The sequence below is a fragment of the Mariniflexile sp. TRM1-10 genome, from assembly GCF_003425985.1.
Lineage (GTDB): Bacteria > Bacteroidota > Bacteroidia > Flavobacteriales > Flavobacteriaceae > Mariniflexile.
In genome coordinates this window covers 3,860,857-3,884,856 of the sequence record NZ_CP022985.1, presented here as the reverse complement: position 1 = coordinate 3,884,856, position 24,000 = coordinate 3,860,857, and the positions used below count along the sequence as shown (strand labels likewise).

At 34.1% G+C, this 24,000-nt stretch carries 25 protein-coding genes and 1 pseudogene; 10 read left to right on the top strand and 16 right to left on the bottom strand.

Annotated elements, in window-relative coordinates:
- Positions 1-56 precede the first annotated feature (56 nt).
- On the top strand, positions 57-437 hold the full coding sequence (locus CJ739_RS16160; protein WP_117177147.1) for a RidA family protein: 381 nt from the start codon (positions 57-59) through the stop codon (positions 435-437).
- Positions 438-496: 59 nt separating this feature from the next.
- Here CJ739_RS16160 and CJ739_RS16155 read toward each other — a convergent pair whose 3' ends face one another.
- A complete protein-coding gene (locus CJ739_RS16155; protein ID WP_117177145.1) occupies positions 497-1,909 on the bottom strand; it encodes an ATP-binding protein in 1,413 nt (470 codons plus the stop codon).
- Between the two features lie 376 nt (positions 1,910-2,285).
- Here CJ739_RS16155 and CJ739_RS16150 point away from each other — a divergent pair, with 376 nt between their 5' ends.
- Both CJ739_RS16150 and CJ739_RS16145 read left to right on the top strand, forming a co-directional pair.
- Entirely contained in the window at positions 2,286-3,326 is a 1,041-nt protein-coding gene (locus tag CJ739_RS16150; protein ID WP_117177143.1) for a GMP reductase, read from the top strand.
- An 81-nt stretch (positions 3,327-3,407) separates the two neighbouring features.
- Positions 3,408-4,412: a sugar kinase gene (locus CJ739_RS16145; RefSeq protein ID WP_117177141.1), complete on the top strand. Its 1,005-nt coding sequence runs from the start codon at positions 3,408-3,410 to the stop codon at positions 4,410-4,412.
- A 198-nt stretch (positions 4,413-4,610) separates the two neighbouring features.
- Here CJ739_RS16145 and CJ739_RS16140 read toward each other — a convergent pair whose 3' ends face one another.
- The gene (locus CJ739_RS16140) at positions 4,611-4,982 is read right to left on the bottom strand and encodes a cupin domain-containing protein (RefSeq protein ID WP_117177139.1); all 372 of its coding nucleotides are present in this window, start codon (positions 4,980-4,982) and stop codon (positions 4,611-4,613) included.
- A 114-nt stretch (positions 4,983-5,096) separates the two neighbouring features.
- On the opposite strand from CJ739_RS16140, the pseudogene CJ739_RS16135 reads away from it, so the two are divergent.
- A pseudogene (locus CJ739_RS16135) lies at positions 5,097-5,256 on the top strand (transposase); the annotation flags it as partial.
- Between the two features lie 189 nt (positions 5,257-5,445).
- Here CJ739_RS16135 and CJ739_RS16130 read toward each other — a convergent pair.
- The 14 genes from CJ739_RS16130 to CJ739_RS16065 all read right to left on the bottom strand — a co-directional run bounded on the left by CJ739_RS16130 (position 5,446) and on the right by CJ739_RS16065 (position 18,896).
- Positions 5,446-6,039 carry a hypothetical protein gene (locus CJ739_RS16130; RefSeq protein ID WP_117177137.1) on the bottom strand — a complete coding sequence of 198 codons (594 nt, stop codon included), beginning with the start codon at positions 6,037-6,039 and terminating at the stop codon, positions 5,446-5,448.
- Positions 6,040-6,200: 161 nt separating this feature from the next.
- The gene (locus tag CJ739_RS16125) at positions 6,201-7,736 is read right to left on the bottom strand and encodes a YifB family Mg chelatase-like AAA ATPase (protein ID WP_117177135.1); all 1,536 of its coding nucleotides are present in this window, start codon (positions 7,734-7,736) and stop codon (positions 6,201-6,203) included.
- Positions 7,737-8,401: 665 nt separating this feature from the next.
- Entirely contained in the window at positions 8,402-10,630 is a 2,229-nt protein-coding gene (locus CJ739_RS16120) for a nitric-oxide reductase large subunit (RefSeq protein WP_117177133.1), read from the bottom strand.
- 389 nt (positions 10,631-11,019) lie between these two features.
- A complete protein-coding gene (moaA, locus tag CJ739_RS16115; protein ID WP_117177131.1) occupies positions 11,020-12,027 on the bottom strand; it encodes a GTP 3',8-cyclase MoaA in 1,008 nt (335 codons plus the stop codon).
- Between the two features lie 106 nt (positions 12,028-12,133).
- Positions 12,134-13,045, bottom strand: a complete 912-nt coding sequence (gene moaCB, locus CJ739_RS16110; protein ID WP_117177129.1) for a bifunctional molybdenum cofactor biosynthesis protein MoaC/MoaB — start codon at positions 13,043-13,045, stop codon at positions 12,134-12,136.
- Between the two features lie 43 nt (positions 13,046-13,088).
- Positions 13,089-13,436, bottom strand: coding sequence for a four helix bundle protein (locus tag CJ739_RS16105; RefSeq protein ID WP_117177127.1), 348 nt, complete (start codon positions 13,434-13,436; stop codon positions 13,089-13,091).
- 34 nt (positions 13,437-13,470) lie between these two features.
- Complete coding sequence (locus tag CJ739_RS16100; RefSeq protein ID WP_117177125.1) at positions 13,471-13,914, bottom strand: molybdenum cofactor biosynthesis protein MoaE; 444 nt, start codon at positions 13,912-13,914, stop codon at positions 13,471-13,473.
- 97 nt (positions 13,915-14,011) lie between these two features.
- Positions 14,012-15,109: a HesA/MoeB/ThiF family protein gene (gene moeB, locus CJ739_RS16095; protein ID WP_117177123.1), complete on the bottom strand. Its 1,098-nt coding sequence runs from the start codon at positions 15,107-15,109 to the stop codon at positions 14,012-14,014.
- 45 nt (positions 15,110-15,154) lie between these two features.
- Positions 15,155-15,388, bottom strand: a complete 234-nt coding sequence (locus CJ739_RS16090; protein WP_117177121.1) for a MoaD/ThiS family protein — start codon at positions 15,386-15,388, stop codon at positions 15,155-15,157.
- On the bottom strand, positions 15,385-15,957 hold the full coding sequence (mobA, locus tag CJ739_RS16085) for a molybdenum cofactor guanylyltransferase (protein WP_117177119.1): 573 nt from the start codon (positions 15,955-15,957) through the stop codon (positions 15,385-15,387). The genes CJ739_RS16090 and mobA overlap by 4 nt, the downstream gene beginning before the upstream one ends.
- A gap of 2 nt (positions 15,958-15,959) precedes the next feature.
- Complete coding sequence (locus tag CJ739_RS16080; protein ID WP_117177117.1) at positions 15,960-16,700, bottom strand: sulfite exporter TauE/SafE family protein; 741 nt, start codon at positions 16,698-16,700, stop codon at positions 15,960-15,962.
- Between the two features lie 199 nt (positions 16,701-16,899).
- Positions 16,900-17,253, bottom strand: coding sequence for a four helix bundle protein (locus CJ739_RS16075; RefSeq protein ID WP_117177115.1), 354 nt, complete (start codon positions 17,251-17,253; stop codon positions 16,900-16,902).
- A 115-nt stretch (positions 17,254-17,368) separates the two neighbouring features.
- Positions 17,369-17,707, bottom strand: coding sequence for a winged helix-turn-helix domain-containing protein (locus CJ739_RS16070; RefSeq protein WP_117177113.1), 339 nt, complete (start codon positions 17,705-17,707; stop codon positions 17,369-17,371).
- Between the two features lie 10 nt (positions 17,708-17,717).
- Entirely contained in the window at positions 17,718-18,896 is a 1,179-nt protein-coding gene (locus tag CJ739_RS16065) for a molybdopterin molybdotransferase MoeA (RefSeq protein ID WP_117177111.1), read from the bottom strand.
- 234 nt (positions 18,897-19,130) lie between these two features.
- Between CJ739_RS16065 and CJ739_RS16060 the strand changes: the two genes are divergently transcribed.
- The 6 genes from CJ739_RS16060 to CJ739_RS16035 all read left to right on the top strand — a co-directional run bounded on the left by CJ739_RS16060 (position 19,131) and on the right by CJ739_RS16035 (position 23,922).
- Positions 19,131-19,889, top strand: a complete 759-nt coding sequence (locus CJ739_RS16060; protein WP_236951532.1) for a Crp/Fnr family transcriptional regulator — start codon at positions 19,131-19,133, stop codon at positions 19,887-19,889.
- A gap of 252 nt (positions 19,890-20,141) precedes the next feature.
- Positions 20,142-20,555: a globin family protein gene (locus CJ739_RS16055; protein ID WP_117177109.1), complete on the top strand. Its 414-nt coding sequence runs from the start codon at positions 20,142-20,144 to the stop codon at positions 20,553-20,555.
- Between the two features lie 24 nt (positions 20,556-20,579).
- Positions 20,580-21,407, top strand: coding sequence for a c-type heme family protein (locus CJ739_RS16050; RefSeq protein ID WP_117177107.1), 828 nt, complete (start codon positions 20,580-20,582; stop codon positions 21,405-21,407).
- Between the two features lie 260 nt (positions 21,408-21,667).
- The gene (locus CJ739_RS16045) at positions 21,668-22,144 is read left to right on the top strand and encodes a hypothetical protein (RefSeq protein WP_236951531.1); all 477 of its coding nucleotides are present in this window, start codon (positions 21,668-21,670) and stop codon (positions 22,142-22,144) included.
- Positions 22,145-22,165: 21 nt separating this feature from the next.
- On the top strand, positions 22,166-23,194 hold the full coding sequence (locus tag CJ739_RS16040; protein ID WP_117177103.1) for a ferredoxin--NADP reductase: 1,029 nt from the start codon (positions 22,166-22,168) through the stop codon (positions 23,192-23,194).
- Between the two features lie 11 nt (positions 23,195-23,205).
- Positions 23,206-23,922, top strand: a complete 717-nt coding sequence (locus tag CJ739_RS16035) for a multiheme c-type cytochrome (protein WP_117177101.1) — start codon at positions 23,206-23,208, stop codon at positions 23,920-23,922.
- Positions 23,923-24,000: the final 78 nt, after the last annotated feature.

Below are 24,000 nucleotides of genomic sequence, written 5' to 3'. Positions count from 1 at the left end.
AAAATATTTGCTATCTTTCTGCTTATAAAATCTAGTAAAATGAATACATCTCCATTATGAAAGAAATTATTACGACACCAAATGCCCCTGCTCCTATTGGTCCTTATAATCAAGCTATTTTAAGCGGAAATACCTTATATACTTCTGGGCAAATTGCCATCAATCCTGAAACCAACGAACTTGTTTTAAATGATATTGAAACGGAAACAAAGCAAGTTATGCATAACTTAAAAGCTGTTTTAGAAGCCGCTAACATGACGTTTGAACATGTGGTAAAATCGTCAATCTTCATTAGCAACATGGATGACTTTACTAAAATAAATGCCGTATACGGAAGTTTTTTTGACGAAGCCAATGCACCAGCACGTGAAACCGTTCAAGTGGCGCGATTACCAAAAAATGTAAATGTTGAAATTAGTGTGATTGCCATGAAGTGATTTAAACTTTTTCTTTTACCTACAAACAAAAATTTTAAATCACTTCATTTTTTAAATCATTACGAAACATTTTTTTTTGAGTATTTTATTAATAGCTCTTTTAGTTTTGAAACCTCAAGTGGTTTTGCTAAAAAGTCATCTATTCCTGCAAGTTTTGCATTTACTATATCCGCTTCAAAAGCACTTGCGGATACCGCTATAATTGGTGTGTTATATTGTGAATACTTCTCTGTTTCCTTTATGGCTTTGGTAGCTTCATAACCATCCATATCTGGCATATAAATATCCATAAAAATCATATCGAAATTTAAAATTTTATATAATTCAACAGCCTCTAAACCGTTTTTTACAAACGTGCAATCGGCACCTTGTTGTTCCAATAAAAATTTAATTACTTTTTGATTCATCCTATTATCTTCAGCAACCAAAACATTAAACTTTTCTAACAAAATAGGTTCTTCAATGTCTTCTTCTTTTTTTATTCCCAATGTTTTTTTAAGTTGTAAACTAAAATAAAAGGTAGTGCCTTCATTTTCTTTACTTTCTAATTTCAACTCCCCACCCATTAATTTTACAAGTTGATGTGAAATAGCAAGACCAATACCACCGCCTCTATAATCTCTTCCTTGTGAAATACTAAATGCTTTAGAATCGTTAAATATTTGTTTTACTTCTTCGGGACGTAGTCCGATACCCGTGTCTTTTATATAAAACGTGACGATTTGACCATCTTCTATACTAACAGTTTGATCTACAATAATTGATATTTTTCCTGAGTTTGTAAACTTAATGGCATTATTAATTAAATTTATGAGTACTTGTTGTATGCGTAAAGAATCACCCAAAAGAGAAAATTTACGCTTCTCGTCCACTAAAAATTTATAATCAAACTGTAAGCCTTTTTCCCAAGCTTGGTATTCAAATACTTTAAAAAGATGTGATAAATCAGTCTTTAAATCGAGTGCCAACAAATTGAGTTTTACATCACCTTTATCTACATCTTCATTATCTGTAACCATGTTTACAAGCTGTAATAAATGCTTTGAAGAGTATTCAGCAATTTCAACTTGCGCTTTTTGGTCGGCATCTAAGTGTGTTTCTTTTAACATATTAAGCATGCCCAAAACCGTACTAAGTGGTGTACGGATTTCGTAACTCATATTAGCTATATAAACAGATTTAAAATCAGCAAGCTTATTGGTTTCTTCAAGACTGGATTTTAATTCCTTTATTCTGGTATTTAAATTTGCAAGCCTTATTTCATTCCTTAATTGATTTTTAAAAAAGTATTGCAGTACAAAAATCTGAGCAATTAGAAATCCAAATAAAAACAAAATCAGCATATTGCTACTTATTTTCCGCTCAAGAAAAAAGTAAGCTAATAATATAACAACTGCTATTGAAACAAAAATAATTGTAGATAATATTTTCTTTGTTTTAATAGTTTTTAGAAACTGTAAAGGAAATCTCATTTACTTCGCATGCATTTTTAACAAACTTATTATTATTCTATTTATTAACAAAAGTAATACAGGCATTTAACCTCAATGAAGTGGTATAAACTTTTCAAATTGGCTAAAAAATCGTCCTTTTTGCCCACTCTATGTCTTTTTTTCCTTCCGTAGTGATGCTATGTAACTTAAAAAAGACTTCGATTGAGTAAAATTGCCATTGCGCTGGCTGGCCCGTTCGCTAAAATAACCCACTGGGTTATTTTTTCACGCTCCGTCCTGCTTCAATCGAAATAGTTTAAACCACTTCAATATATTATTATGTTTTTTTTAACTTTATAACATTATAAAGATAATAAAGATATACCTTTAAAAACAACCTTAATCCCAAATATACATGCGCATAGAATATGATATTAAATTAGGCTTTAAAGATGTTATGATACGGCCAAAACGTTCTACACTTAAAAGTAGAGCCGAAGTTAGTTTAGAGCGTGAGTTTAAGTTTTTACACAGTCCGTTTTCTTGGACAGGAATCCCTATAATGGCAGCCAACATGGATACCGTTGGTACTTTTGAAATGGCTAAAGCACTATCAAAAAAACAATTATTCACTGCCATACATAAACATTATTCCACTACCGATTGGAATGTATTTGCATCAAATTTACCACAAGGCATGGAAAATTATATAGCCGTAAGTACCGGTGTAAGTCAGCAAGATTCTGAAAAATTAGCTTCCATATTTAAATTCAACCCATATTTAAAATTTATTTGTATAGATGTTGCCAATGGCTATTCTGAATATTTTGCCAATTTTGTAAAGCAAACCAGAGACCAATACCCCGATAAAATTATTATTGCAGGGAATGTTGTCACTGGCGAAATGGTTGAAGAATTATTGCTCTCTGGTGCCGATATTGTTAAAGTTGGCATTGGCCCTGGTTCTGTTTGTACAACACGTGTAAAAACTGGGGTTGGCTACCCACAACTTTCGGCAATTATAGAATGTGCCGATGCCGCTCATGGTTTGGGTGGACAAATAATTAGCGATGGTGGTTGTTCCATCCCTGGCGATATTGCCAAAGCTTTTGGTGCAGGTGCCGATTTTGTTATGCTGGGCGGCATGCTTTCTGGCCATACCGAAAGTGGTGGTGAAATTATTGAAAAAAAGGGTAAACCTTATAGGAAGTTTTATGGTATGAGCTCATCAACAGCCATGGAGAAGCATGTAGGAGGTGTTGCAGAATATAGAGCCAGCGAAGGAAAAATGGTTGAAGTGCCTTTTAAAGGAGATGTTGAAAATACTTTACAAGATATTTTAGGCGGACTTAGAAGCACGTGTACTTACGTAGGTGCACAACGCTTAAAAGAACTTACCAAACGCACTACTTTTATTCGCGTTAATGAACAAGAAAACAGAGTTTATGAAGATTAAGCATTCATGAAATCACTATTATCCAACTGGCTTTGGAAAAAAAGTGATGCCATATAACCTATAAAAAATAACCACCTACACATGAAACAAATTATAACGTTTGGAGAAGTTTTAATGCGCTTATCCCCAGAGGGAAACAAAAAATTCATACAAGCTAATTTATTGGAATTTTATTTTGGTGGCACCGAAGTGAATGTAGGGATTTCTATTGCTAATTTTGGTGAAAAAGTAAAACATATTAGTTGTGTTTCTAATGATTTTGTTGGCGATACAGCTATTTCATATATACAAAAATTTGGCGTAAGCACATCGGCAATTGTGCGTTCAGACAGACCTTTGGGCGTATATTTTCTAGAAGTCGGCGCTGTAATGCGACCTAGTTCTATTTCTTATAACCGCTCACACTCGTCTTTTTCTGATATTAAACCAGAAATGGTAGATTGGGAAAAGATTCTAAAAAAAGCAAAATGGATTCATTGGACAGGAATTACTCCTGCCTTAAGCAAAGGGGCTTACGACACGCTTAAAGCAGGACTTTTATTGGCTAAACAAAAAGGAATCGCTGTAAGTGCCGATCCAACCTACCGCAAAGGTTTGTGGAAATATGGAGAAAATGCCAAAGATGTTTTATCCGATTTACTTTCTTATTCCACCATTTTTATTGGTGGTATTAACGAAATAAATGAAGTTTTAGATACCAATTATGAATTTTCTAATGACGATTTTATTGAAGCCAGTAAAGCCCTAATAAAAAAATTCCCATCTATCGAAAAGGTTTTTGATAAAATAAGAACACCTATAAATGCTTCATGGCACAAAATAAGAGCTAGAATGTGGAATGGTGAAGAGTTTAGAGAAACCAGTGATTTTGATATCACTCATATCATAGACCGAATAGGAACTGGCGACGCTTTTGCCGCTGGATTAATATACGGACTACAGGAGTTTGACGATTATAGGTCTATGGAATTTGCTAGTGCAGCTTGCGCCTTAAAACACACCTACGAAGGCGATGTAAATTATGCTACTGTACCCGAAGTTATGGGAATTTTAAATGGCAATGTATCTGGTAGGTTTAATAGATGATGGTTTTTAATCTATCTATTGGGTACAATTATTAGAAAAGAGAAATAAGTGTTGTTATTAACACAAAACTGAAAATATGGTAGTATCTCATTAAGTGTGCAAACTAAAATATTGAGATATTTTTTTGCACCAACCCCATAACAAGCAACTTGTTACATAGGGTTGAACATGCATATTTTTTATTCGTATCTACTATTTTCACAATTCGTATCCACTTTTTATCACTGTTAAAATCAATTTAAACCGTCCATTAGGCTTAATATGACTTGCTTTATGAGCAGGTATAAGTATACCATCTCCTGTTTTGAGTATAGATGCCTTGCCGTCAATTTCAATAATTGCGCTGCCATCAATAATTTGTGCATATGTGTCGAAAGGAGAAACCTTCTCATTAAGTCCTTCACCGCTTGCAAATGATAGCGCATTTATTGACCCTGTTGTCTTTTTCATTATCGACTTACTAACAACAGCATTATGCTCATATTCTATTAACTCAACGATAATATGGGAATTGCCTTTTTCAATTTCTCCATCTTTGTTTGGCAATTTTTCTAGTTCTTTAGTATCCATGATTTATAATTTTTAATGGTGAACTTCTTTGTGTAACACAAATTAGGGCTATTATTTGACCATATAGTTACATAATTAAGAGAAAAAGTTACATCATTCTTGTATATCAACTGCCAGATTTGGTCGCTAAAAGTATTTGAACAAAAATTTAAATTATATTCATTATAGTCCTGTTGAAACTGGTTTTGTTACCAATCCTATAGACTGGAAATACAGTAGCGCTAGGAACTATGGGAATGACGACCAAACTATTTTAGAAATTGATTTGAATTAGGTTACATGCACGAGCAAGGTGTCCGCTCTAGCTGTGAGATGTAAATTACGCTACTGTACCCGAAGTTATGGTGATTTAAATGGCAATATATTTGGTAGGTTTAATAGATGATGTTTTTTAATCTGCCTGTAGGGTACAATTATTGGAAAAGAGAAGTAAGTGTTGTTATTAACACAGAACTGAAAATATTTACCAATCTGATTTCCAATCTAAATATTCATTAGGAACTTCCTTTTTTATAAAAATATTATGCTTTCCTGTATAATAACCTGATAATTCTCTTACTAGGTGAATAGTATCTCCCTTTACTCTTGCTTTACTTTTAAGATAACTTCCTTGATGACCACGAAAGGAAAATTCTTCGATCAAAATTTTATTATCAATACAAGAATATACTCCTAAAATTCCTTTAGCAGGATTAAATGATTCTTTGTTTAATCCCGATTCATTTTCAATATGAAAAAAACTAAGATTCCCATTATTGTAAAAACGAAGAAATATTTTAAAGTTTGCTAAAGTACCATCATAATATCGATATTCATTCATAATAACATAGTCATCCTTTCTTTTTGAATTTAAATCATAATCTCCTAGCCATGTAGAATAAAGTTCGTAAACACTTAAAGTATCTATAAAGCAAGGTTTACTCAAACTTTGATTTTTGTCTAGTTTAAAATTTATTTTATTTGGACGTAATGCTCCATCTGAGTTTCTATAAAAATTCAAACAAGAGATTACACTTAGTACTATAATATAAACTATAATGATTTTTGTTTTTACCATATGGTAAATAGATTAGGTTTTGATTTTGTTATGAAAACGTATTTCATATACTCATTTATTTTTAAAATTTATACATTCACAGGAATTTAACTCCCACTGTCGCGAGCATTTCACTCGTGGCTTCAAAGATTAGTTTTTAAAGATTCCCGCCTTCGCGGGAATTAACCCAACCAGCCTTCTCTATCCAAACTCCTGTATTGAATGGCTTCACTAATGTGCGAACCGTTTACGCTTTCAGCACCTTCTAAATCGGCAATGGTTCTTGAAACTTTCAGGATTCTGTCATAAGCACGTGCCGATAAATTCAATCGTTCCATAGCAGTTTTTAGTAACTGCTTGGAGGCTTCGTCCAACACACAATGTTTTCTGATTTGTTTGGTGTTCATTTGCGCATTGTAATGCACCGCATCACTTTCTTTAAAACGGCCGGTTTGAAGCTCCCTGGCTTTGGTAACACGTTTTCTAATATCTACCGAGGTTTCTCCTTTTCTATCATCCGATAGTTTTTCAAAAGGTACGGGCGTTACTTCAATATGTATATCAATGCGATCCAACAAGGGTCCTGAAATTTTACTTAAATAGCGTTGCATTTCGGCAGGACTAGACGTTACTGGTGCATTCGGGTCGTTAAAATAACCTCCGGGACTGGGGTTCATGCTTGCCACTAACATAAATGACGATGGATAGGTCACTGTAAACTTCGCACGCGAAATAGTCACTTCCCTATCTTCTAATGGCTGACGCAAGACTTCTAAAACATCCCGTTTAAATTCGGGCAATTCATCTAAAAACAACACGCCATTATGTGATAACGAAATCTCTCCCGGTTGTGGAAAGCTACCGCCGCCAACAAGCGCAACATTTGATATGGTGTGGTGCGGACTCCGAAACGGCCGTTGAGCCATCAATCCTGTGTCTTTTACACGCCCAACAACCGAATGAATTTTTGTGGTTTCCAGCGCTTCATGAAGCGTCATAGGTGGTAAAATACTTGGTAAGCGTTTTGCCAACATGGTTTTTCCTGCACCCGGAGGCCCAATTAAAATAATGTTATGTCCGCCAGCTGCCGCAATTTCCATACAGCGTTTGATACCTTCCTGTCCCCTTACATCGGAGAAATCGTGTTCTGGAAAATCTAAATTTTTCTCAAACTCTTCTCGGGTATTTACAATGGTTTGTTCTAAAGGTTCCCCTTTATTAAAATAGTTAATAACCTGCTCAATATTTTCAATACCGTAAACCTCTAGATTATCGACAATGGCAGCTTCCTTGGCATTCTGACTAGGTAAAATAAACCCTTTAAAACCTTCTTGTCTTGCTTTTACCGCAATAGGCAACGCGCCTTTTATGGGTTGCAAAGTGCCGTCAAGCGACAATTCGCCCATAATAATATAACGGTCTAAATTCTCGGCTTGAATTTGCTTTGAGGATGCCAAAATGCCTATCGCCAAGGTTAAATCGTAGGCTGAACCTTCTTTTCGTAAATCGGCAGGCGACATGTTAATGATAATCTTTTTACCTGGGATTCTGTATCCATTATTTTGAAGTGCCGCTGCAATACGGTAATTACTCTCTTTAATAGCATTATCGGGCAAGCCAACTAAATGATATCCAATACCTGTATCGGTATTCACTTCAACGGTGATGGTTGTGGCTTCTACACCAAAAACAGCACTTCCAAAAACTTTTTTAAGCATATAAATTATTTAATGCTTAAATGTAAGAAATGTAATCTTTTAATTGAAATATTAATTGGAAAAAAATAATGTTTTGTGAATAAAAATGAATCAATAGGCTTTGTGATTATCATCGTTTGAAAACATTCGTGCCCGATTAAAGAATCAAGACCGTTATAAGAATATAGAATAAAGAGCCTTCGGGAAATTATTTAGATTAATTATTACAAAAAGCTAGGTCGCAATCAGTAATCTTTTTAAAAATCCATTATCACTGTGCTTGCAGAGAATTGTAAAAGTGTTATCGATCAACAATGGTTTGAAAATAAACCACTCCTGGACTTGAAGTCCATAGTTTTGTTTGCAGACTAAAAGTCTCCTATGTTTGCGAAATTAATCGGTGAAATTTTACCGCAAATTCGCAGATTACCTAAAATGTTAAAAATTTGCGAATCTGCGGTAAAAATTTTTAGAACCTAAAAGGGAAATGCACTAAAGTGCATAGTTTTAACTATTTCTGTGACCAATAAAAAATCAGCAACCAATAAACGATTTATGCTTACTAGTTACTGATTTACAATAAGAACTACCAATAACGTTTTTTAAAATTGGGACTTCGACAAGTCTGACAAACTAAACGCTATTTTATATTGCTTTTTTTAAAATAAAAATGATACGCTTCTTGACTATTTATTTACGTGCTTTCTTTTAAAATTATAAATGGTTTCATCAATAGTAAACCAGCAAAAATAAAAGATCCCTACAGAAAATATAATATCACCAATCATACGCATCCATTTTAAGGTTTGTACCGTTGGAGAGTACAATAATTCTGCATCTCTAGCAAACGAATAGCCTTTGGTAATAGAAGTGTAAGCTTGAATAATGCCTATGGGTAGCAAACTTAAAAGCACCATGGCAACCAAACCTATATTTAATAGCCAAAAGGCACGTTTCAATTTTTTATTCTGCCAAACTCTATCAGAATAAAAGCGTAAGCATATTAAAATAAAGCCCATCCCTAGCATACCATATACGCCAAATAAAGCAGTATGTGCATGCACTGCAGTGGTATTTAAACCTTGAATGTAATAGAGTGCAATTGGCGGGTTAATTAAAAACCCGAAAACACCTGCGCCTACAAAATTCCAAAAAGCTACGGCAATGAAGAAAAAGATAGGCCATTTATATTTTTGCATCCATTGTTTACTTTTTAATAGGTTCCAATTTTCCCTGATTTCAAAACCCATAAGTGTTAGTGGAACCACTTCTAAAGCACTAAAAGTAGCTCCTAAAGCAATCGCTTGAACAGGGGTTCCTGAGTAATATAAATGATGTAATGTCCCTATAATGCCCCCAGCTAAAAATATAGAAGCTGAAGCTATGGATACCCTACCTGCGGTTTTTTCAGATATAATTTTTAATCTTGAGAAGATGTAAGCAATAACTACGGTTGCGAATACTTCAAAGAAGCCTTCAACCCATAAATGCACCAACCACCATCTCCAGTAATTAATAACTGGTAAACTACTGTTTTCACCATACATTAAGCCAGAGAAAAAGAACATACCAATGGCCATGACGGATATCAATAAGATAATTAGCAAGTGTTTAGATTCATCTTTTTTACGAATGCCATATAAAATATGTCTGCTAACCATGACTACCCAAAGTACTAAGCCAATGCCTAAAAACAGCTGCCAAAAACGCCCCAAATCCATGTATTCATAACCTTGATGCCCAAAGAAAAAATTGGTTGTTAAATCTAAAAATTGATGTACTCCCAACCATTCGCCCATCATAGAACCTAATACGATAACAAGCAAAGCGATAAATAGGAAGTTAATGCCAAAACGTTGGTATTTCATTTCTTTACCAGAAATCATAGGTGCTAGAAATAACCCTGTAGCCAACCACGTAGCGGCAATCCAGAAAACGGCCAATTGAGTATGCCAAGTTCTAGTAACTGAATACGGTAGAAAACTAGATAAGTCGAAACCAAAAAAGGCCTGTCCCTCAACGGTATAATGTACGGTAATGATACCTAAAACAACTTGTAAACCTATTAGCAACGAGATGACTATAAAATATTTTAATATCGCCTTTTGGGATTTAAACAATTTTAAATTTGTTAACGGATCACTTTCTGGTTTGGTAAGTAACTCTCCTTTTTCGTGATTTAATAAATAGTAATACGTTAAAATACCGATGAACAATAAGAGCAACACAATAGATAAACCAGACCAGATTAATGAATCACTTGTTATGGTATTATCAATTAAAGGTTCGTGTGGCCAATTGGAAGTATAGGTATAATCTTTATGCGGTCTGTTGGTGCTTGCAGCCCAAGATGTCCAGAACAAAAAGGCGTTTAGCTGTTCTAATTTTTCAGGATTTACCAGTGCCCCTTTGGGAATGGCGTATTCTTCTTTGCCTTCAGAAAAAATAGATGAATAATGCTTAATATTTTCTTTGATGGCAGCCAATCTACTTTCTGATATGGTGATTGACTTATCAGCCTCATTAAACGTATTGGTTTTTATGTCTTTAATTAAACGTGCTTTTAACGCTGCTTTTTTTTCTACATCTAGTGTATCGTAATTAGTATTATAATCATTTTGAGCCCATGCTTCAAGCATGAAGGTAGCTTCTTTATGAATCCAATCGGCTGTCCAATCAGGAGCCACATAACTACCATGCCCCCAAATAGAACCGACTTCCATGCCTCCAATAGATTCCCAAACGTTTTGCCCTATTTGAATATCTTCTTTGGTATAAAGTATCTCTTTTGTTTCTTTTACAATAACGGTTTCTGGTATGGGAGGTTGTGTTTGGTATACCTCTGTTCCTATCCAGATTAGTGTTATAAAGGATAATACTACAACACTAATAAATGTAATCCATATTTTTTTCATTGTCATTAATTTTTGTTTAAACGATAAACTTGTTATTTGCTGCTTTTAATTAATATTTTTTTTAATCGTTGTTTAATCATTTTGATTTAAGTGCTTTCTTCGGTCATAATTTCAAAAGTTAGTTTATTATTCTCGGTGATATATTCAGTTTAATCATTTAAAAAGGACAAAAATGTCTTTATTTTATCCGTATGTCATCCTTAAATCGCTTTTTGTCATTTTAAATCAAGCGCAAAATTAGCGTTAAATTTAATATCGGACAAATTTATCCTATTTTAAATTAAATTTATTTTTAAATAAGTGAAATAGTATCATCTAAACAACTCAACAACAAACAACTAAACGGTTAAACAACTCAACGACTCAACAAATAAACAAATAAACATTTCTCACCCTCCAATAGTAATCATACTCCTGTTGTTGTTATGCCGTTTAGGTTCTTGAAGTTTCTCTAAGGTATCCATGCCACCACGGATTTTAAACTTTGCTTGTACCGCTTTTTGAATGACGGGCTCAATGGGATTTCCCTGTCTAAGTGTCGTTAATAAGTCGGATTCTGCGGCGGAAAACAAACAATTCTTTAGTTGTCCGTTTGCCGTTAAACGCAATCTGTTACACGAATCGCAAAACGGATTGGTAACGGAACTGATAACGGCAAAACTACCTTTATAACCCGAAATTTTATAGTTTTTAGAGGTATCGTTTGGCGCATCTTGCAAGCGTTGTATATGCGCTTCAGAAAAAGAAGCGTTCACATAAGTCATCACTTCTTTATAGGAAACCATTTTGCTCATATCCCATTTGTTACCATCAAAAGGCATAAACTCGATAAAACGGACTACGATGGGTAAATTTTTAGTTAAGTTGATAAAATCGATGATTTCATTTTCATTAAAACCCTTCATCAAAACCACATTCACTTTCACTTTAAAACCTTCTTCAACCAATAATAGCATGTTTTTATATACAACTTCAAACTGGTCGCGACGTGTTATATGTTTGAATTTTTCACGGCTTAACGAATCTAAACTGATATTGATTTTATGCACACCATTCACTTTCAAAACATCAATAAATTTATCAATAATAACAGCATTTGAGGTGATTGATAATTCAACAGGAAGTGTCGCCAATTTTTCTAAAATAACGGGGATATCTTTACGCACCAATGGCTCACCACCTGTTAGTCTAATTTTTGTAACACCATGTTTTACAAATGTTTTGGCTATTTCGTATATCTCCTCATAAGTCATTAAATGGCTTTTAGGAGATAACAGTACCCCTTCTTCGGGCATGCAATATGAGCAGCGTAAATTACAGCGTTCTATTAACGAAATACGCAAATACCCATGGTCTCTACCGTGTAAATCTTGTAATATGGGGGTTTTATTTTTCATTAATTTTATTTAGATCATTAGATTTTTAGACTTCTTAGATTTTTAGACCTTTTAGATTCTTTGCAACTCTGAAACTTTGAAACTTTGAAACTTTGTAACTTTAAAACTAATCATGTCCCGCCCCTCTCAATATCCCGAAAGTATGCAATACCGATGGAAATATAGCATCCATAGATTCACTTGCTCCGTTAGTTGATCCCGGTAGTGCTAGCACCAAGGTGTTCTTAATAGTACCTGCAACACTTCTTGAAAGCATCGCATAAGGCGTTCTATCTTGTCCGTAATTACGAATCGCCTCTTCAATTCCTGGAATGCGTCTATCTAAAAGCGGTTCCAAAGCTTCAGGTGTTACATCGCGGGTAGAAAGTCCGGTTCCACCCGTATAAATAATTAAATCGACACCGTTTTCTTGATATTGTTTTGCTTTATTCTGAATAATTTCCAGTTCGTCGGGAATGATCTCATAAACTTCTATTTGAACACCACAGGCTTTAAGTTTTTCAATAATGGCTTTACCTGCTTTATCCTCTTTATGTCCTGCTGAAATCGTATCGGAACACACAATAACGGCTGCGGTTAAATCTTTTCTAAATCGGTCTTTAAAATCGGATTTTCCTCCTTTTTTATGCAATAATTTGATGTGGTGGATTTCAATGCCTTTATCAATAGGTTTCAGCATATCGTACATATTTAATGCCACCACACTAGCGCCGTGCATTGCTTCCACCTCTACACCTGTTTTGTAAATGGTTTTCACAGTAAATAAAACGGTGATTTCCAATCCGTTTATTTCGTATTCTACACCTGTAAACTCAATGGGTAATGGATGGCAATCGGGTAAAATGTCCGGGGTACGTTTTACGCCCAATAACCCCGCAGCTTTACTCATAGCGAACACATTTCCTTTCGGAACCATGTCGTTTTGTATAGCAGTAATGGTTTCGGGTTTACTCACTTTCACAATAGCTTGAGCTACTGCGGTACGTAGTGTGGTGCTTTTATGTGTGATATCGACCATTTTTATTGATTATTTTTTATTGACTATTGATTATTTTTATTGATTATTTGGTGCTAGCTGTTTTTCTTGAAGCCATGAAAATAGATGTCAATTCGCTGGCTTCTTTTAACAAAAGTGTCACGTTATCTTTTGAAATTAAGTTTTCATCTAAAGCAAATTCCATCCAAAAATTAGATTCATCAACTTCTTCAATTACTATACTGATTTTAGCAATAAAACTAGGTTTTGATTGTGCAATACAAGTTGCTCTATAATTAGCCGCAACAGAAGTTGAGCAGCGAATTAATTGCCCTTTAATATGGTTTGAAAGATAGGTATTAGGAAATGACTGCGTTAATTTTACGCAGTTGTGGGCAAATACTTTTGTTCTTATTTTTAATTGTTCTTTCATAGTAGTTAAATAATCAATAATAAATAAAAAATAATCAATTATTTATCTTCCATTGATGCGTATCGTCTTCAAAAATTTCCTTTCCAAAGACGGGCACATTGGCTTTTATTTCTTCAACGATGTATTCTAAAGCTTCAAAAACCGCTTTACGTCTGGGCGAAGACACAAAAACAAACAGACAAATTTCACCAGCTTTCACTATGCCCAAACTGTGATAAATGTGCATGCAAGTGAGTTCAAATTTTTCAAAAGCAGCTTCGCGAATCTCATGAAACTTTAAATTTGCCATCTCTTCATAGGCCGTGTATTCAATAGCCGAAACCGTTTTGCCGTCAATAACATCGGCACGTACTTGGCCCAAAAAAATATTGTGGGCTCCAATACTTGTCTTAGTTTGGTGTTTACCAATGGATTCTCCAATAAACCCTGAAGAAATAGCCCCTTGCATAAACACGCTTTTTGGTTTTTTATCTGTCATTTTCTTATCTATTTTTTTCCTGCAAGGTTTTTTTACTATCCTGCAAGGTTTTTACTATCCTGCAAGGTTTTAAAAACCTTGTAGGTATAAGATATTGTTAAAACCTTGTAGGTATTGAACCTTGTATCTGTTCTATTTGATTATTTATTTCCAAAGCCCCTTCTTTAAGGCTAAAACAATTATTAATATGTAGTTCTTTCAATATGGAAACTGCTTTTTTACTTCGTATTCCAGATTGGCAAAAAATCACCTTTTGTTTTTCGGTATGGATTTTATCAAGGGAATTTTCCAATTCACTTAAAGGAATTGAAGTGATTTCAATAGCATCTATTTTAGGGCGTTCATGTACTTCCCTTACATCTATAAACTGTATGTTTTCTTTTGATAAAACATCTTTTATGGAAACTTCATCAGATGCAAACTCACAATTAAAATCGAGTTGTTTTTTAGTAAAAATATCTTTGTCTTTTAAAACCGAATTGATGATGGCTTCCGTTTTATTAATTTTCAAAACAGTAGTTTGGGCTGTTAATGCATTGTAACAAAGTAATTTTCCTGAAAGTACGTTACCAATTTCTAAAATAATTTTTAAAACCTCGTTGGCTTGCATACTTCCAATAATACCCGGCAATACCCCTAATACCCCTATTTCTGAACAGTTGGGAACAGTGTTTTTTTCTGGTGGGTTGGGAAACAAGCACCTGTAACTCGGGCCGTTTTGATAATTAAAAACTGAAACCTGACCTTCAAATTTGAAAATCGCTCCAAAAACCAACGGTTTACCTGTAATGATACTTGCATCGTTTATAAGGTAACGTGTTTCGAAATTATCGGTACCATCGACAACCAAATCGTATTGATTGAATAATTCCAAAGCATTTTGATAGCTTAGCTTTTCAGCATACGCTATAATGGAAATTTCGTTATTTAAATCTTCTAAACGCTTTTTTGCTGCGGCGGCTTTGTTTTGTCCCAAACAGGAGGTTCCAAACAAAATTTGACGCTGCAAATTAGATGTTTCAACCACATCAAAATCAATAATACCTAAAGTCCCTATACCTGCTGCTGCTAAATATTGTAATACCGGACAGCCAAGTCCACCTGCTCCAACCACCAACACTTTGGCGTTCGTGAGCTTGTCTTGACCAATTTGCCCGATTTCTGAAAGGATGATATGTCTGCTGTATCTACTCATTTATTCCTGCGTAGGCAGGAGATCTCATCCTGCCATATTTATTTTCTAACCTCCTGAAAATGGTGGTAGTAATGCGATTTCTTTTCCTGTTATTTTAGTTTCCAATGATACTAATTCTTGATTTTGGGCCACTTGAAAATCTTTGTTTTTAAGTGCTGAATATTTAGTATGCAATACATCTAAAAGTTCAGATACCGTACTTTCAGAAAAAAGAATCGTTTCTTCCTCACAATGCGTGACTTCTGCTATAAGTCCGAAATATTTTATACAAATGTTCATTTTATAATTGCCTTTAATTGTTCTGGCGTGTTGATGTTTTTCGTAAATAATTCATCTTCATTAGTTAATAATACATGTTTCACTTTACATTGATTTACAGCAAATTGCAAACGCCTTTCTCCTTGATTCAAAAGTTTTAGAAAAATAGGTTCACATGACTTTTTATAAAGTGCAATAAGTGGCATGTTTTTACCTTGACTTTCTATTTGAATGACTTCGGAATCAGAATCAACAGCATCGATTAGTTTTTCTAATACTTCAGAATTTATTAACGGAATATCGCAACTCAACACCAAACCATATACAGTTGAAGCATGTTTCAACCCCGAATAAATACCAGCTAGTGGCCCCGCATTTTTTATAACATCTTCAATACGCTTTAAACCAAATGCGTCATAATCTTCATTATCGGAAACAATAATAACATTAGAAACCAAGGGCTTTAACGCCTCTATACTGTACTCCACAAACCTTTTGCCTTCATACATCAAAAACCCTTTATCGGTACCCATGCGCGTACTTTTTCCGCCAGATAAAATAATGCCTGTTATGTCTTTTTTATCTATCATAATTATGTAAAAAATAATTTTACACTAGCAATTATAAGCACAAAAGCTAAAATATAGCGTAACGATTGATTGTTTATTTTTTTACTTCCTAAATAAGCACCAAGCACACCGCCTATTAAAGCAACTGCTACTAAAACAAATGTTTCGATTTCTAAATGAACACCACTACTTAGTTGTCCAACAAGTCCCGCCGCAGAATTTACCCAAATAAACAACGCTGAAACTGCTGCCGCTTCTTTCATATTTCCCCAATGCAACAGCAAAATTAACGGTGTTAAAATAATACCACCTCCAATACCAATTAACCCGGAAAAGAATCCAATAATACCTCCAACGAAAAGCCCTTGCCAAAGCTTAACTTGTTTTACAGCCCCATTTTCCTTACCAAAAGCGTTGAGCATTTTTAAAATAGCAAACACCAACAAAACCGCCAGTATTTTTTTATAAACAGATGCATCAATTTCTATGGTACCCCCTAAGAAAGCCAAAGGAATGGAGGTTATTGCAAACGAAAGAAACAGTTTTTTATTAAAATAGCCACCTTTATAATAATAGTAAAATGATATGCCTGCTACAAATAGATTAAGCAAAAGTGCTGTTGGTTTCATGATTTCCGGTGAAAACGAAAACAACGCCATTAAAGCCAAATAACCACTTGCGCCACCATGTCCCACACTTGCATAGAGGAATGACACTATGGGCAGCATTAATAAAAATAGGTATATGTTTTCGTTTTGTAACATTTTTAGTAATTAAAGTTATAAGTGCCTAGAGTTATAAGTGCCTAATGTTATAAGTGTCTAAAGTTATAAGTGTCTAAAGTTTTAAGTGTCTAAAGTTTTAAGTGTCTAAAGTTATAAGTGTCTAAAGTTATAAGTGCCTAATGTTATAAGTGCCTAAAGTTTTAAGTGCCTAATGTTATAAGTGTCTAGAGTTATGAGTTTAGAGTTTATTTGAAATGGACGTGTAAATAGCCAAAAGTTCTTTTGATTCTTTCATTATTTCGCATACATGATTTGGTTCTATCCAATTTAGTTCTAGTATAATTTCTAACCAATAAATTGTTTCGCTTGCTTCACTTTCTGAAATTTTAATTTTGTTTTTAAAATCCTTTTTGCTTCTTGAACGATTCGCTTCTCTATAATTAGCACCAATACTTGTCCCTGATTTTGTAACCTGATTTCTAATAACCAACGATTCTGCTGATTTTGGTAAAGAAGCTGACATTTTAATAATTGATATAGCAAATTGACGCGTTCTTAATTCCAATTTCTTTGTAAATTCCTTGTTTTCCATTAATTCACACTTTAAATACTTTTAACTTTAGACACTTTAAATACTTTCAACTCTAGGCACTTTAAGTACTTCCAACTTTAGGCACTTTAAGTACTTATAACTCTAGGCACTTATATCATAAATTCTCAATTTTGACTAGTTGTTTATCCAAAAATTCCCAGCAATTTTGGTTGATTTCATCGAAAGCAGTAATTAAGGATTTTCCATATGCTGTTAATTCTGCGCCACCGCCTCCTTTTCCTCCGGTTGAATTTATAGTGACTGGTTTCTTTGCCGATTTGTTTACCGAGTCAAGAAGTCCCCACGCCTTTTTGTATGACAAATTCAAGGTTTTTGCTGCTTTTGATAACGAGCCTGTCTCATCTATAGCTTTTAATAATTGTACACGTCCTTCACCTAAAAGCACATGCTCGTTACATTCAATCCATATTCTGCTTTTTATTTTATAACTCATAAGCTTTTATTTAAACGGGCAGTAAAATAACTTCTACCGTATCACCAATTTCAATATTTAAAAGATCTTCACGCATAAACACCAAAGCATTTGATAAAGCAAAAGTTTGCTGCATGGCAGAACTTTGTCCTTCTAAAATTTCAACGTCACCATTATTCCAAATGGCTTTTAAAAACTGTGGGCGGTCTCCAAACTTTTTAAATCTAGAAACTGACCTTGCTTCTACTCGAGGTAATTCAACAGCTTCATGGTCCATCATTTTTTGCAACGCGATATATACATAAACATAAAAACAGGTTAAAGCAGCCGCAGGGTTTCCTGGAAGCGCAAAAACCACTGTATTTTTTTTTGTGCCAAAGAATAAAGGCTTCCCAGGTTTTTGTTTTACTTTATAAAAATGTTCGGCAATACCTAAGGCGCTTAATGCTTTTCCAACAAAATCGTAATCGCCTACCGAAATACCGCCGGTTATAATTACCAAATCGTTTTCATTAATAACGGCATCCAGTTTAGACAACGTCTTATCATAATCATCTTCAACTTTATGGATGCTAATATCATAAAATTTCAAACTGTAAAGCGCACTTAAAAGCATGTTAGAATTACTCTCGTATATTTTTCCATAGGCTAAATCGGTACCAGCTTCAACTAACTCATTCCCTGTAGTAATTAATGCAATGGATGGCTTTTTAAAAACTTCGACTTCAGAAATCCCCAGAGAACTTAAATAACCAATAGCAGCAGGAGTTAACTTGGTGCCCTTAGCCAGCGCTAGCTCACCTTTTCTAACCTGTTCGCCTAACGGACGAATGTTAGCATTGACTTCTACTTTATTTTGAATACTGATGGTATTGCCATTAACAATCACTTTCTCCTGCATGATAACGGCATTGGCAGTATCCGGAACTGGTGCCCCTGTAAAAATACGTACGGCGTCTCCTTGTTTTAAAACAGGCTGATGTGCATCACCCGCCTTTACTTCGCCTATAAAGTGATAGATTAAACTGTCATTCAAGTGCAACGCATAGCCATCCATAGCCGATTGCCTAAAAGGCGGCATATTAATAGGAGCATAAACATTTTCAAAAAGTTTATACCCACCTGCTTTTTCAACAGGCTTGCATACACTCTTTAAAAGCGGCCTACTATGCTTTCTAACAAACTGAATGGCTTCTTCAATGGATGTCATAATACTTTTCGTTATATCTTTACAAATATAACGAATAACAATTTACAAAGCCTCTATGACATAAAATAATTAAGAAGAAATACGTAGTAAGTAAAATAAATAGTTTATTATTTTAAAGTACCTAATAAAGCTATTGTTATTTTATCAAACTCATAAAAATACGTATTTATCACAAAATATTAAGTACAAATACTTATATTTGTCATTGAACTCGTATTAACTAAGCTTAATAAATTGCAGTCACCTACTCAAAATACAACCCATACCATTATAAGAAAACGTGTAGTACTCAATACATCGTGTGATGCTTGTGAAAACCACGATTGTTTAATTAAGAAAAATCTTTTGACTTTAGAGGATTTTAAAATAACCGAGAACAAAAGCAATCTTAGATGTAAAAAGGGACAACAATTCATAATGGAAGGCGCCCCAGTAAACGGTTTATTTTTTGTACTAAAGGGGAAAGCAAAAGTATTTAGAACAGGTATTAATGGTAGAGAACAAATTGTACGCTTTGCTAAAGAAGGTGAAATTATAGGGCATCGCGGATTTGGTACTGAAGAATATTATTCCATTGGTGCGATTGCTTTAGAAGATACCACATTATGCTATTTTTCTAAGAATAGCCTGCAAGAAGCTTTATTAAACAATCCGAAATTTGCTTACGATTTTATGCTTTTTTACGCTAACGAACTCAACAGAAGCGAGTCTAAAGTAAAATCCATATCCCAGATGACCGTTCGGGAACGGGTTATTGATACCTTATTATATATTAACAGAAAGTTTGGTGATTTAAGAGGGTTTCTAAATCTGCCATTAAGCAGAAAAGAATATGCAGATTATGCAGGCACTACCGAAGAGCAAGTTATACGCATATTTTCTGCTTTAAAAAAGGAAAAACTTATTGCCGCCAATGGGAAAAGGATTGGAATTTTAAATGAAAAAGCGCTTAAGCAAGAAATTGAAGAGCATCATTATTACTTAGGAAGCTAGATACACAGCAATTACCTAACCCCCACTCATACATACAAATTAATAAATTAAGACCACCATATAGGTGGTTTTTTTATGGTATAAAATCATCTTTTTATATTAAAAATATCAGTTTATAAGATGTTAAAAAAGATAAGTGCTCTTGTATTATAGCATATTATTTAATAATGAGTTCAATTACTTTTGAAAATACTTAATTTAAAAATACTTAGTGAAATAAGTATTTATATAGAAACCTAAAAAACTTAATTTATGGAACAAAAAACAATTACACTGGTACAAGATTCTTTTGAAAAAGTAAAACCAATAGCGCCAACTGCTGCAAAAATATTTTACACAAAGTTATTCGAGTTAGACCCAGCACTAAAACCTCTTTTTCCATCAAGTGACGAAGCTATGGTAGAACAGGGCAACAAATTAATGATGATGTTATCTAGTGCCGTTGCAGGATTAAGCAATTTAGACATGTTAGTTCCAGTTTTACAAAATCTAGGGAAACGCCATGTAGCGTATCAAGTGAAACCATCTCATTACGATACCGTAGGCGCCGCATTATTAGGCACCCTGGCAGTAGGACTTGGTGACGACTTTACTCCTGAAGTTAAAGATGCCTGGACCGATGTGTATGGCACCATGGCAACAGTGATGATAGACGCTTCTTATTAATTTCAACCAAAAAACTAAAAAATCATGAAAAATTCAATACATACTTCCATTATAAAAACAGCCTTATTAGCAGTTCTGTCTTTAACATTAAATGCCTGCGGCGGTGTCCCTGACGAGAAAGAAGACACGGCATCAGCAGAAAAAGTTTTTTCTGTAGACGAGGTTTTGGAAATGGTAGCAAAAGAGAATGATATTACTAGAACACTCTATACCAAAGCAATTGTTGGAGAAGGAAAAAAGCAAGGAATGAAGTTTGATGAGGATTGGAGAAAAAATGATGTAGAGGCAGGTCCTTTACCGGCATTATTCTTAAGAGGAATAGCTACGAGCATTAAAAAAGGCACTGTACCATTAGGCTTATATCTAGGATCGGACTTCCCCATTAACAGTGCAAATAAACTGAAAGGAAAACAAGCAGATTTATTTGAAAAGATCAAAAAAGATCAAAAACCACAATTTTTTTATGACGAAGAGCAAAAATTACACACTGCTATGTTTGCCGATTTAGCCAGTGCAGATGCTTGTGTTACATGCCACAACGACCATAAACAAACCTCTAAAACCGATTGGAAATTAGGAGACGTTATGGGCTCTACAACATGGCAATACCCAGCCGATTCCTTAAGCTATGGCGATGCTATTAAGGTACTAAATGCCTATGCAAAAGGCACTGTAGACACCTATATTGAATATTTGAATGAAGTTGAAAGCTTTAAAAACAGTACGAAACCTGAAATTGGAGACAAGTGGCCTTCTAAAGGTAATTATTTACCAAAACCAGAGGTGTTTTTAGACAGTGTTCGAAAACTGTCCTCTTTTGGAACCATGAAAAATTTGCTATCGTTCAAATAATACCATTCGAGCTTTAGATAAAAAACATTCGTGTCCGATTAAAGATTCAAGACCGCTTCGCTAAAAAAAATGAAATAGAGAAAATAGAATAAAGAGCCTTCGGGGGAATTATTTGGATTAATTTACAAAAAGCAAGGTACAAATCAGTAATCGCTTTAAAAAGCCCTTTCACTGTGTTTGCAGGAAATGGTAAAAGCTTTATCGGACAACAATGATTAAAAAAAGTAAAAACATCTCAATAAACCAAAAGATCTTTTTAAGTGAAAATTAATAAATTAACAAGTATTGGTCTTTTATTGCTACTACTGTACTTGATGCAGTTTATTCTAGGCCTAAAATGGGAATGGCTATACAATATGCAACAAGAAGAGCTTTATAAAAGGTGGTCTGGTCTTGGTTTGGCTCTATTTATTGTCATTCAATGGTTGTTGACTTTTAGCAGAATTGTAAAAAAACTAAAAAAATATTCTTTTAAAGTTACCAATCTTCATAAATGGTTTGGCGCTTTAAGCCCGTTACTTTTTTACTTTCACAGCATGAGTTTTGGCTATGGATACCTCATGCTATTAACCTATATTTTTCTTGTAAACAACTTTATAGGTTATTTTAATTTAGATGTTATAAAATCCACCAACGAGGTCTTATTTAAAGGATGGATGATTACTCACGTAGCATTTTCAATGGTAATTACCATACTCATGGTTTTTCATATAAGCATGGTATTTTACTATAAATAAAAGCTTAAAACTAAAAAATAAATGAAGTTAGTTGTAAAAGATATAAAAAGAGAAACTAATGATGCCGTTAGTATCTTTTTTAAAAATGGTAATTTCTTTAATAAAGTTAGATACAAACCAGGTCAGTTTTTAACCCTGCATGTTCCCATAGATAATAAAATAGAAAAACGATCCTACTCCTTTAGCAGCAACCCTTACACCGATAAGGATTTAAAAATAACCGTTAAGCAAGTTGACAAAGGTTTGGTTTCAAATTTTATATGCCAAAATTTAAAAATTGGTGATGCGCTGGAAATTGATAAGCCACAAGGAAGCTTTTATGTAGAGCCTAAAAAAAATGAAGAAAAACAATATGTTCTTTTTGCTGGTGGAAGTGGGATAACGCCTGTATTCTCTATAATTAAATCCGTTCTCACAAACGAACCTAAATCCAAGGTTTTACTTATCTATGCCAATAAGGATAAAACGTCCATTATTTTTCATCAAGAAATAGTAGCTTTAAAAGAAGCTTATCCCAACACATTTAATGTAGAGCATATTTTGGCTGATAATAAAGAACCTCATGAAAACTACCATGAAGGATTAGCTACTAATGACTTATATGTTAAAATCTTATATAAACACCATATTAATTTTGAAAATAATGTTTACATGATTTGTGGCCCTTTCGGATTCATGGAGAAAACAAAGGAAATACTAATCAATAACCATGTGAAACCTAATGAAATAATTGTTGAAGTATTTAAAAAGCCTAAAGTTAAAGTCTCAGGAAAAGATTTTGTTAGTAATGTAGAGATCATTTTTCAAGGCAAAACACATCAGATACAAGTGCCAGGAGACAAATCCATACTAAGGGTAGCCATGGCAAGCAATATTGCTTTGCCATACTCTTGTAGGTCTGGGGTTTGTTCAACTTGTAAAGCGGTTTGCGTTTCTGGCGACATTGAAATGACCGAAGGACACTTTTTATCACAGTCTGAAGTTGACAAAGGAAGCATCCTTACTTGTATCAGCTATCCAAAAAGCGAAAAAATCACTATCAATCTATAATTCAAATTATTATGATTAAAGTAAGTCCATTAAGAAAGAGGCAATTTATTGGTGGAATTACAGGTCTAACTATAGGAGGCCTTCTGTTTATATTTCTAAGCTTAGAATCTTCTGAAGCATATATTTCCTTAGGCCCAATGAATTCTGGTCATGCAGATGTTTCGTGCATAGCATGTCATGCAGATGCGAAAGGAAATCTGATGCAACAAATGCAATCCAATATAGAGCATGCTGTTGGTATGCGCAAGAATGGTGCTGATTTTGGAACCAGTGATGTAACAACTGATAACTGTTTGAGTTGTCATGATAGACCTAACGACAGACATCCAACACATCGATTTACAGAACCTCGATTTAGCGATGCTATCAAACAAATAGATGCTACAACATGCATTACGTGCCATACCGAACATAAAGGCGAACGCATAACTATAGCTTCGGTAAGCATGAACTATTGTATGAACTGTCATCAAGATTTAGAAGTTGAAGATGATCCTTTAGACGTCTCACATAAAACACTTATTGCCAATGAACAATGGTTTACCTGTATTGAATGCCATGATTTTCATGGAAACCATACCTATGAAGTGCCCATTAGGCTAAAAGATACCATTCCTATGAAGCTAATTAAAGCTTATTTAAAAGGAGGTGCCGACCCTTACGGTAATGACAAAAAATATATTGGATTAACACAATTGGAGTGGGTAAAAAAAATGAATAACAAATAACGCCCTTTATATTAATAGTCTATTTGTATTCTTTAAAATCCCAAATAAACTTACTCTACATGCTTACAACCTAAATTA

Bases quoted from the DNA above. Each gene is read 5' to 3' on its own strand.
- CJ739_RS16160 (WP_117177147.1), top strand. From the start codon at position 57: ATGAAAGAAATTATTACGACACCAAATGCCCCTGCTCCTATTGGTCCT.
- moaA (WP_117177131.1), bottom strand. From the start codon at position 12,027: ATGAAAAATAAAACCCCCATATTACAAGATTTACACGGTAGAGACCAT.
- CJ739_RS16075 (WP_117177115.1), bottom strand. From the start codon at position 17,253: ATGGAAAACAAGGAATTTACAAAGAAATTGGAATTAAGAACGCGTCAA.
- CJ739_RS16150 (WP_117177143.1), top strand. From the start codon at position 2,286: ATGCGCATAGAATATGATATTAAATTAGGCTTTAAAGATGTTATGATA.
- CJ739_RS16035 (WP_117177101.1), top strand. From the start codon at position 23,206: ATGATTAAAGTAAGTCCATTAAGAAAGAGGCAATTTATTGGTGGAATT.
- CJ739_RS16070 (WP_117177113.1), bottom strand. From the start codon at position 17,707: ATGAGTTATAAAATAAAAAGCAGAATATGGATTGAATGTAACGAGCAT.
- CJ739_RS16090 (WP_117177121.1), bottom strand. From the start codon at position 15,388: ATGAACATTTGTATAAAATATTTCGGACTTATAGCAGAAGTCACGCAT.
- CJ739_RS16145 (WP_117177141.1), top strand. From the start codon at position 3,408: ATGAAACAAATTATAACGTTTGGAGAAGTTTTAATGCGCTTATCCCCA.
- CJ739_RS16040 (WP_117177103.1), top strand. From the start codon at position 22,166: ATGAAGTTAGTTGTAAAAGATATAAAAAGAGAAACTAATGATGCCGTT.
- CJ739_RS16055 (WP_117177109.1), top strand. From the start codon at position 20,142: ATGGAACAAAAAACAATTACACTGGTACAAGATTCTTTTGAAAAAGTA.
- moaCB (WP_117177129.1), bottom strand. From the start codon at position 13,045: ATGGTCGATATCACACATAAAAGCACCACACTACGTACCGCAGTAGCT.
- CJ739_RS16125 (WP_117177135.1), bottom strand. From the start codon at position 7,736: ATGCTTAAAAAAGTTTTTGGAAGTGCTGTTTTTGGTGTAGAAGCCACA.
- CJ739_RS16155 (WP_117177145.1), bottom strand. From the start codon at position 1,909: ATGAGATTTCCTTTACAGTTTCTAAAAACTATTAAAACAAAGAAAATA.
- CJ739_RS16130 (WP_117177137.1), bottom strand. From the start codon at position 6,039: ATGGTAAAAACAAAAATCATTATAGTTTATATTATAGTACTAAGTGTA.
- mobA (WP_117177119.1), bottom strand. From the start codon at position 15,957: ATGATAGATAAAAAAGACATAACAGGCATTATTTTATCTGGCGGAAAA.
- CJ739_RS16050 (WP_117177107.1), top strand. From the start codon at position 20,580: ATGAAAAATTCAATACATACTTCCATTATAAAAACAGCCTTATTAGCA.
- CJ739_RS16105 (WP_117177127.1), bottom strand. From the start codon at position 13,436: ATGAAAGAACAATTAAAAATAAGAACAAAAGTATTTGCCCACAACTGC.
- CJ739_RS16100 (WP_117177125.1), bottom strand. From the start codon at position 13,914: ATGACAGATAAAAAACCAAAAAGCGTGTTTATGCAAGGGGCTATTTCT.
- moeB (WP_117177123.1), bottom strand. From the start codon at position 15,109: ATGAGTAGATACAGCAGACATATCATCCTTTCAGAAATCGGGCAAATT.
- CJ739_RS16120 (WP_117177133.1), bottom strand. From the start codon at position 10,630: ATGAAAAAAATATGGATTACATTTATTAGTGTTGTAGTATTATCCTTT.
- CJ739_RS16140 (WP_117177139.1), bottom strand. From the start codon at position 4,982: ATGGATACTAAAGAACTAGAAAAATTGCCAAACAAAGATGGAGAAATT.
- CJ739_RS16065 (WP_117177111.1), bottom strand. From the start codon at position 18,896: ATGACATCCATTGAAGAAGCCATTCAGTTTGTTAGAAAGCATAGTAGG.
- CJ739_RS16080 (WP_117177117.1), bottom strand. From the start codon at position 16,700: ATGTTACAAAACGAAAACATATACCTATTTTTATTAATGCTGCCCATA.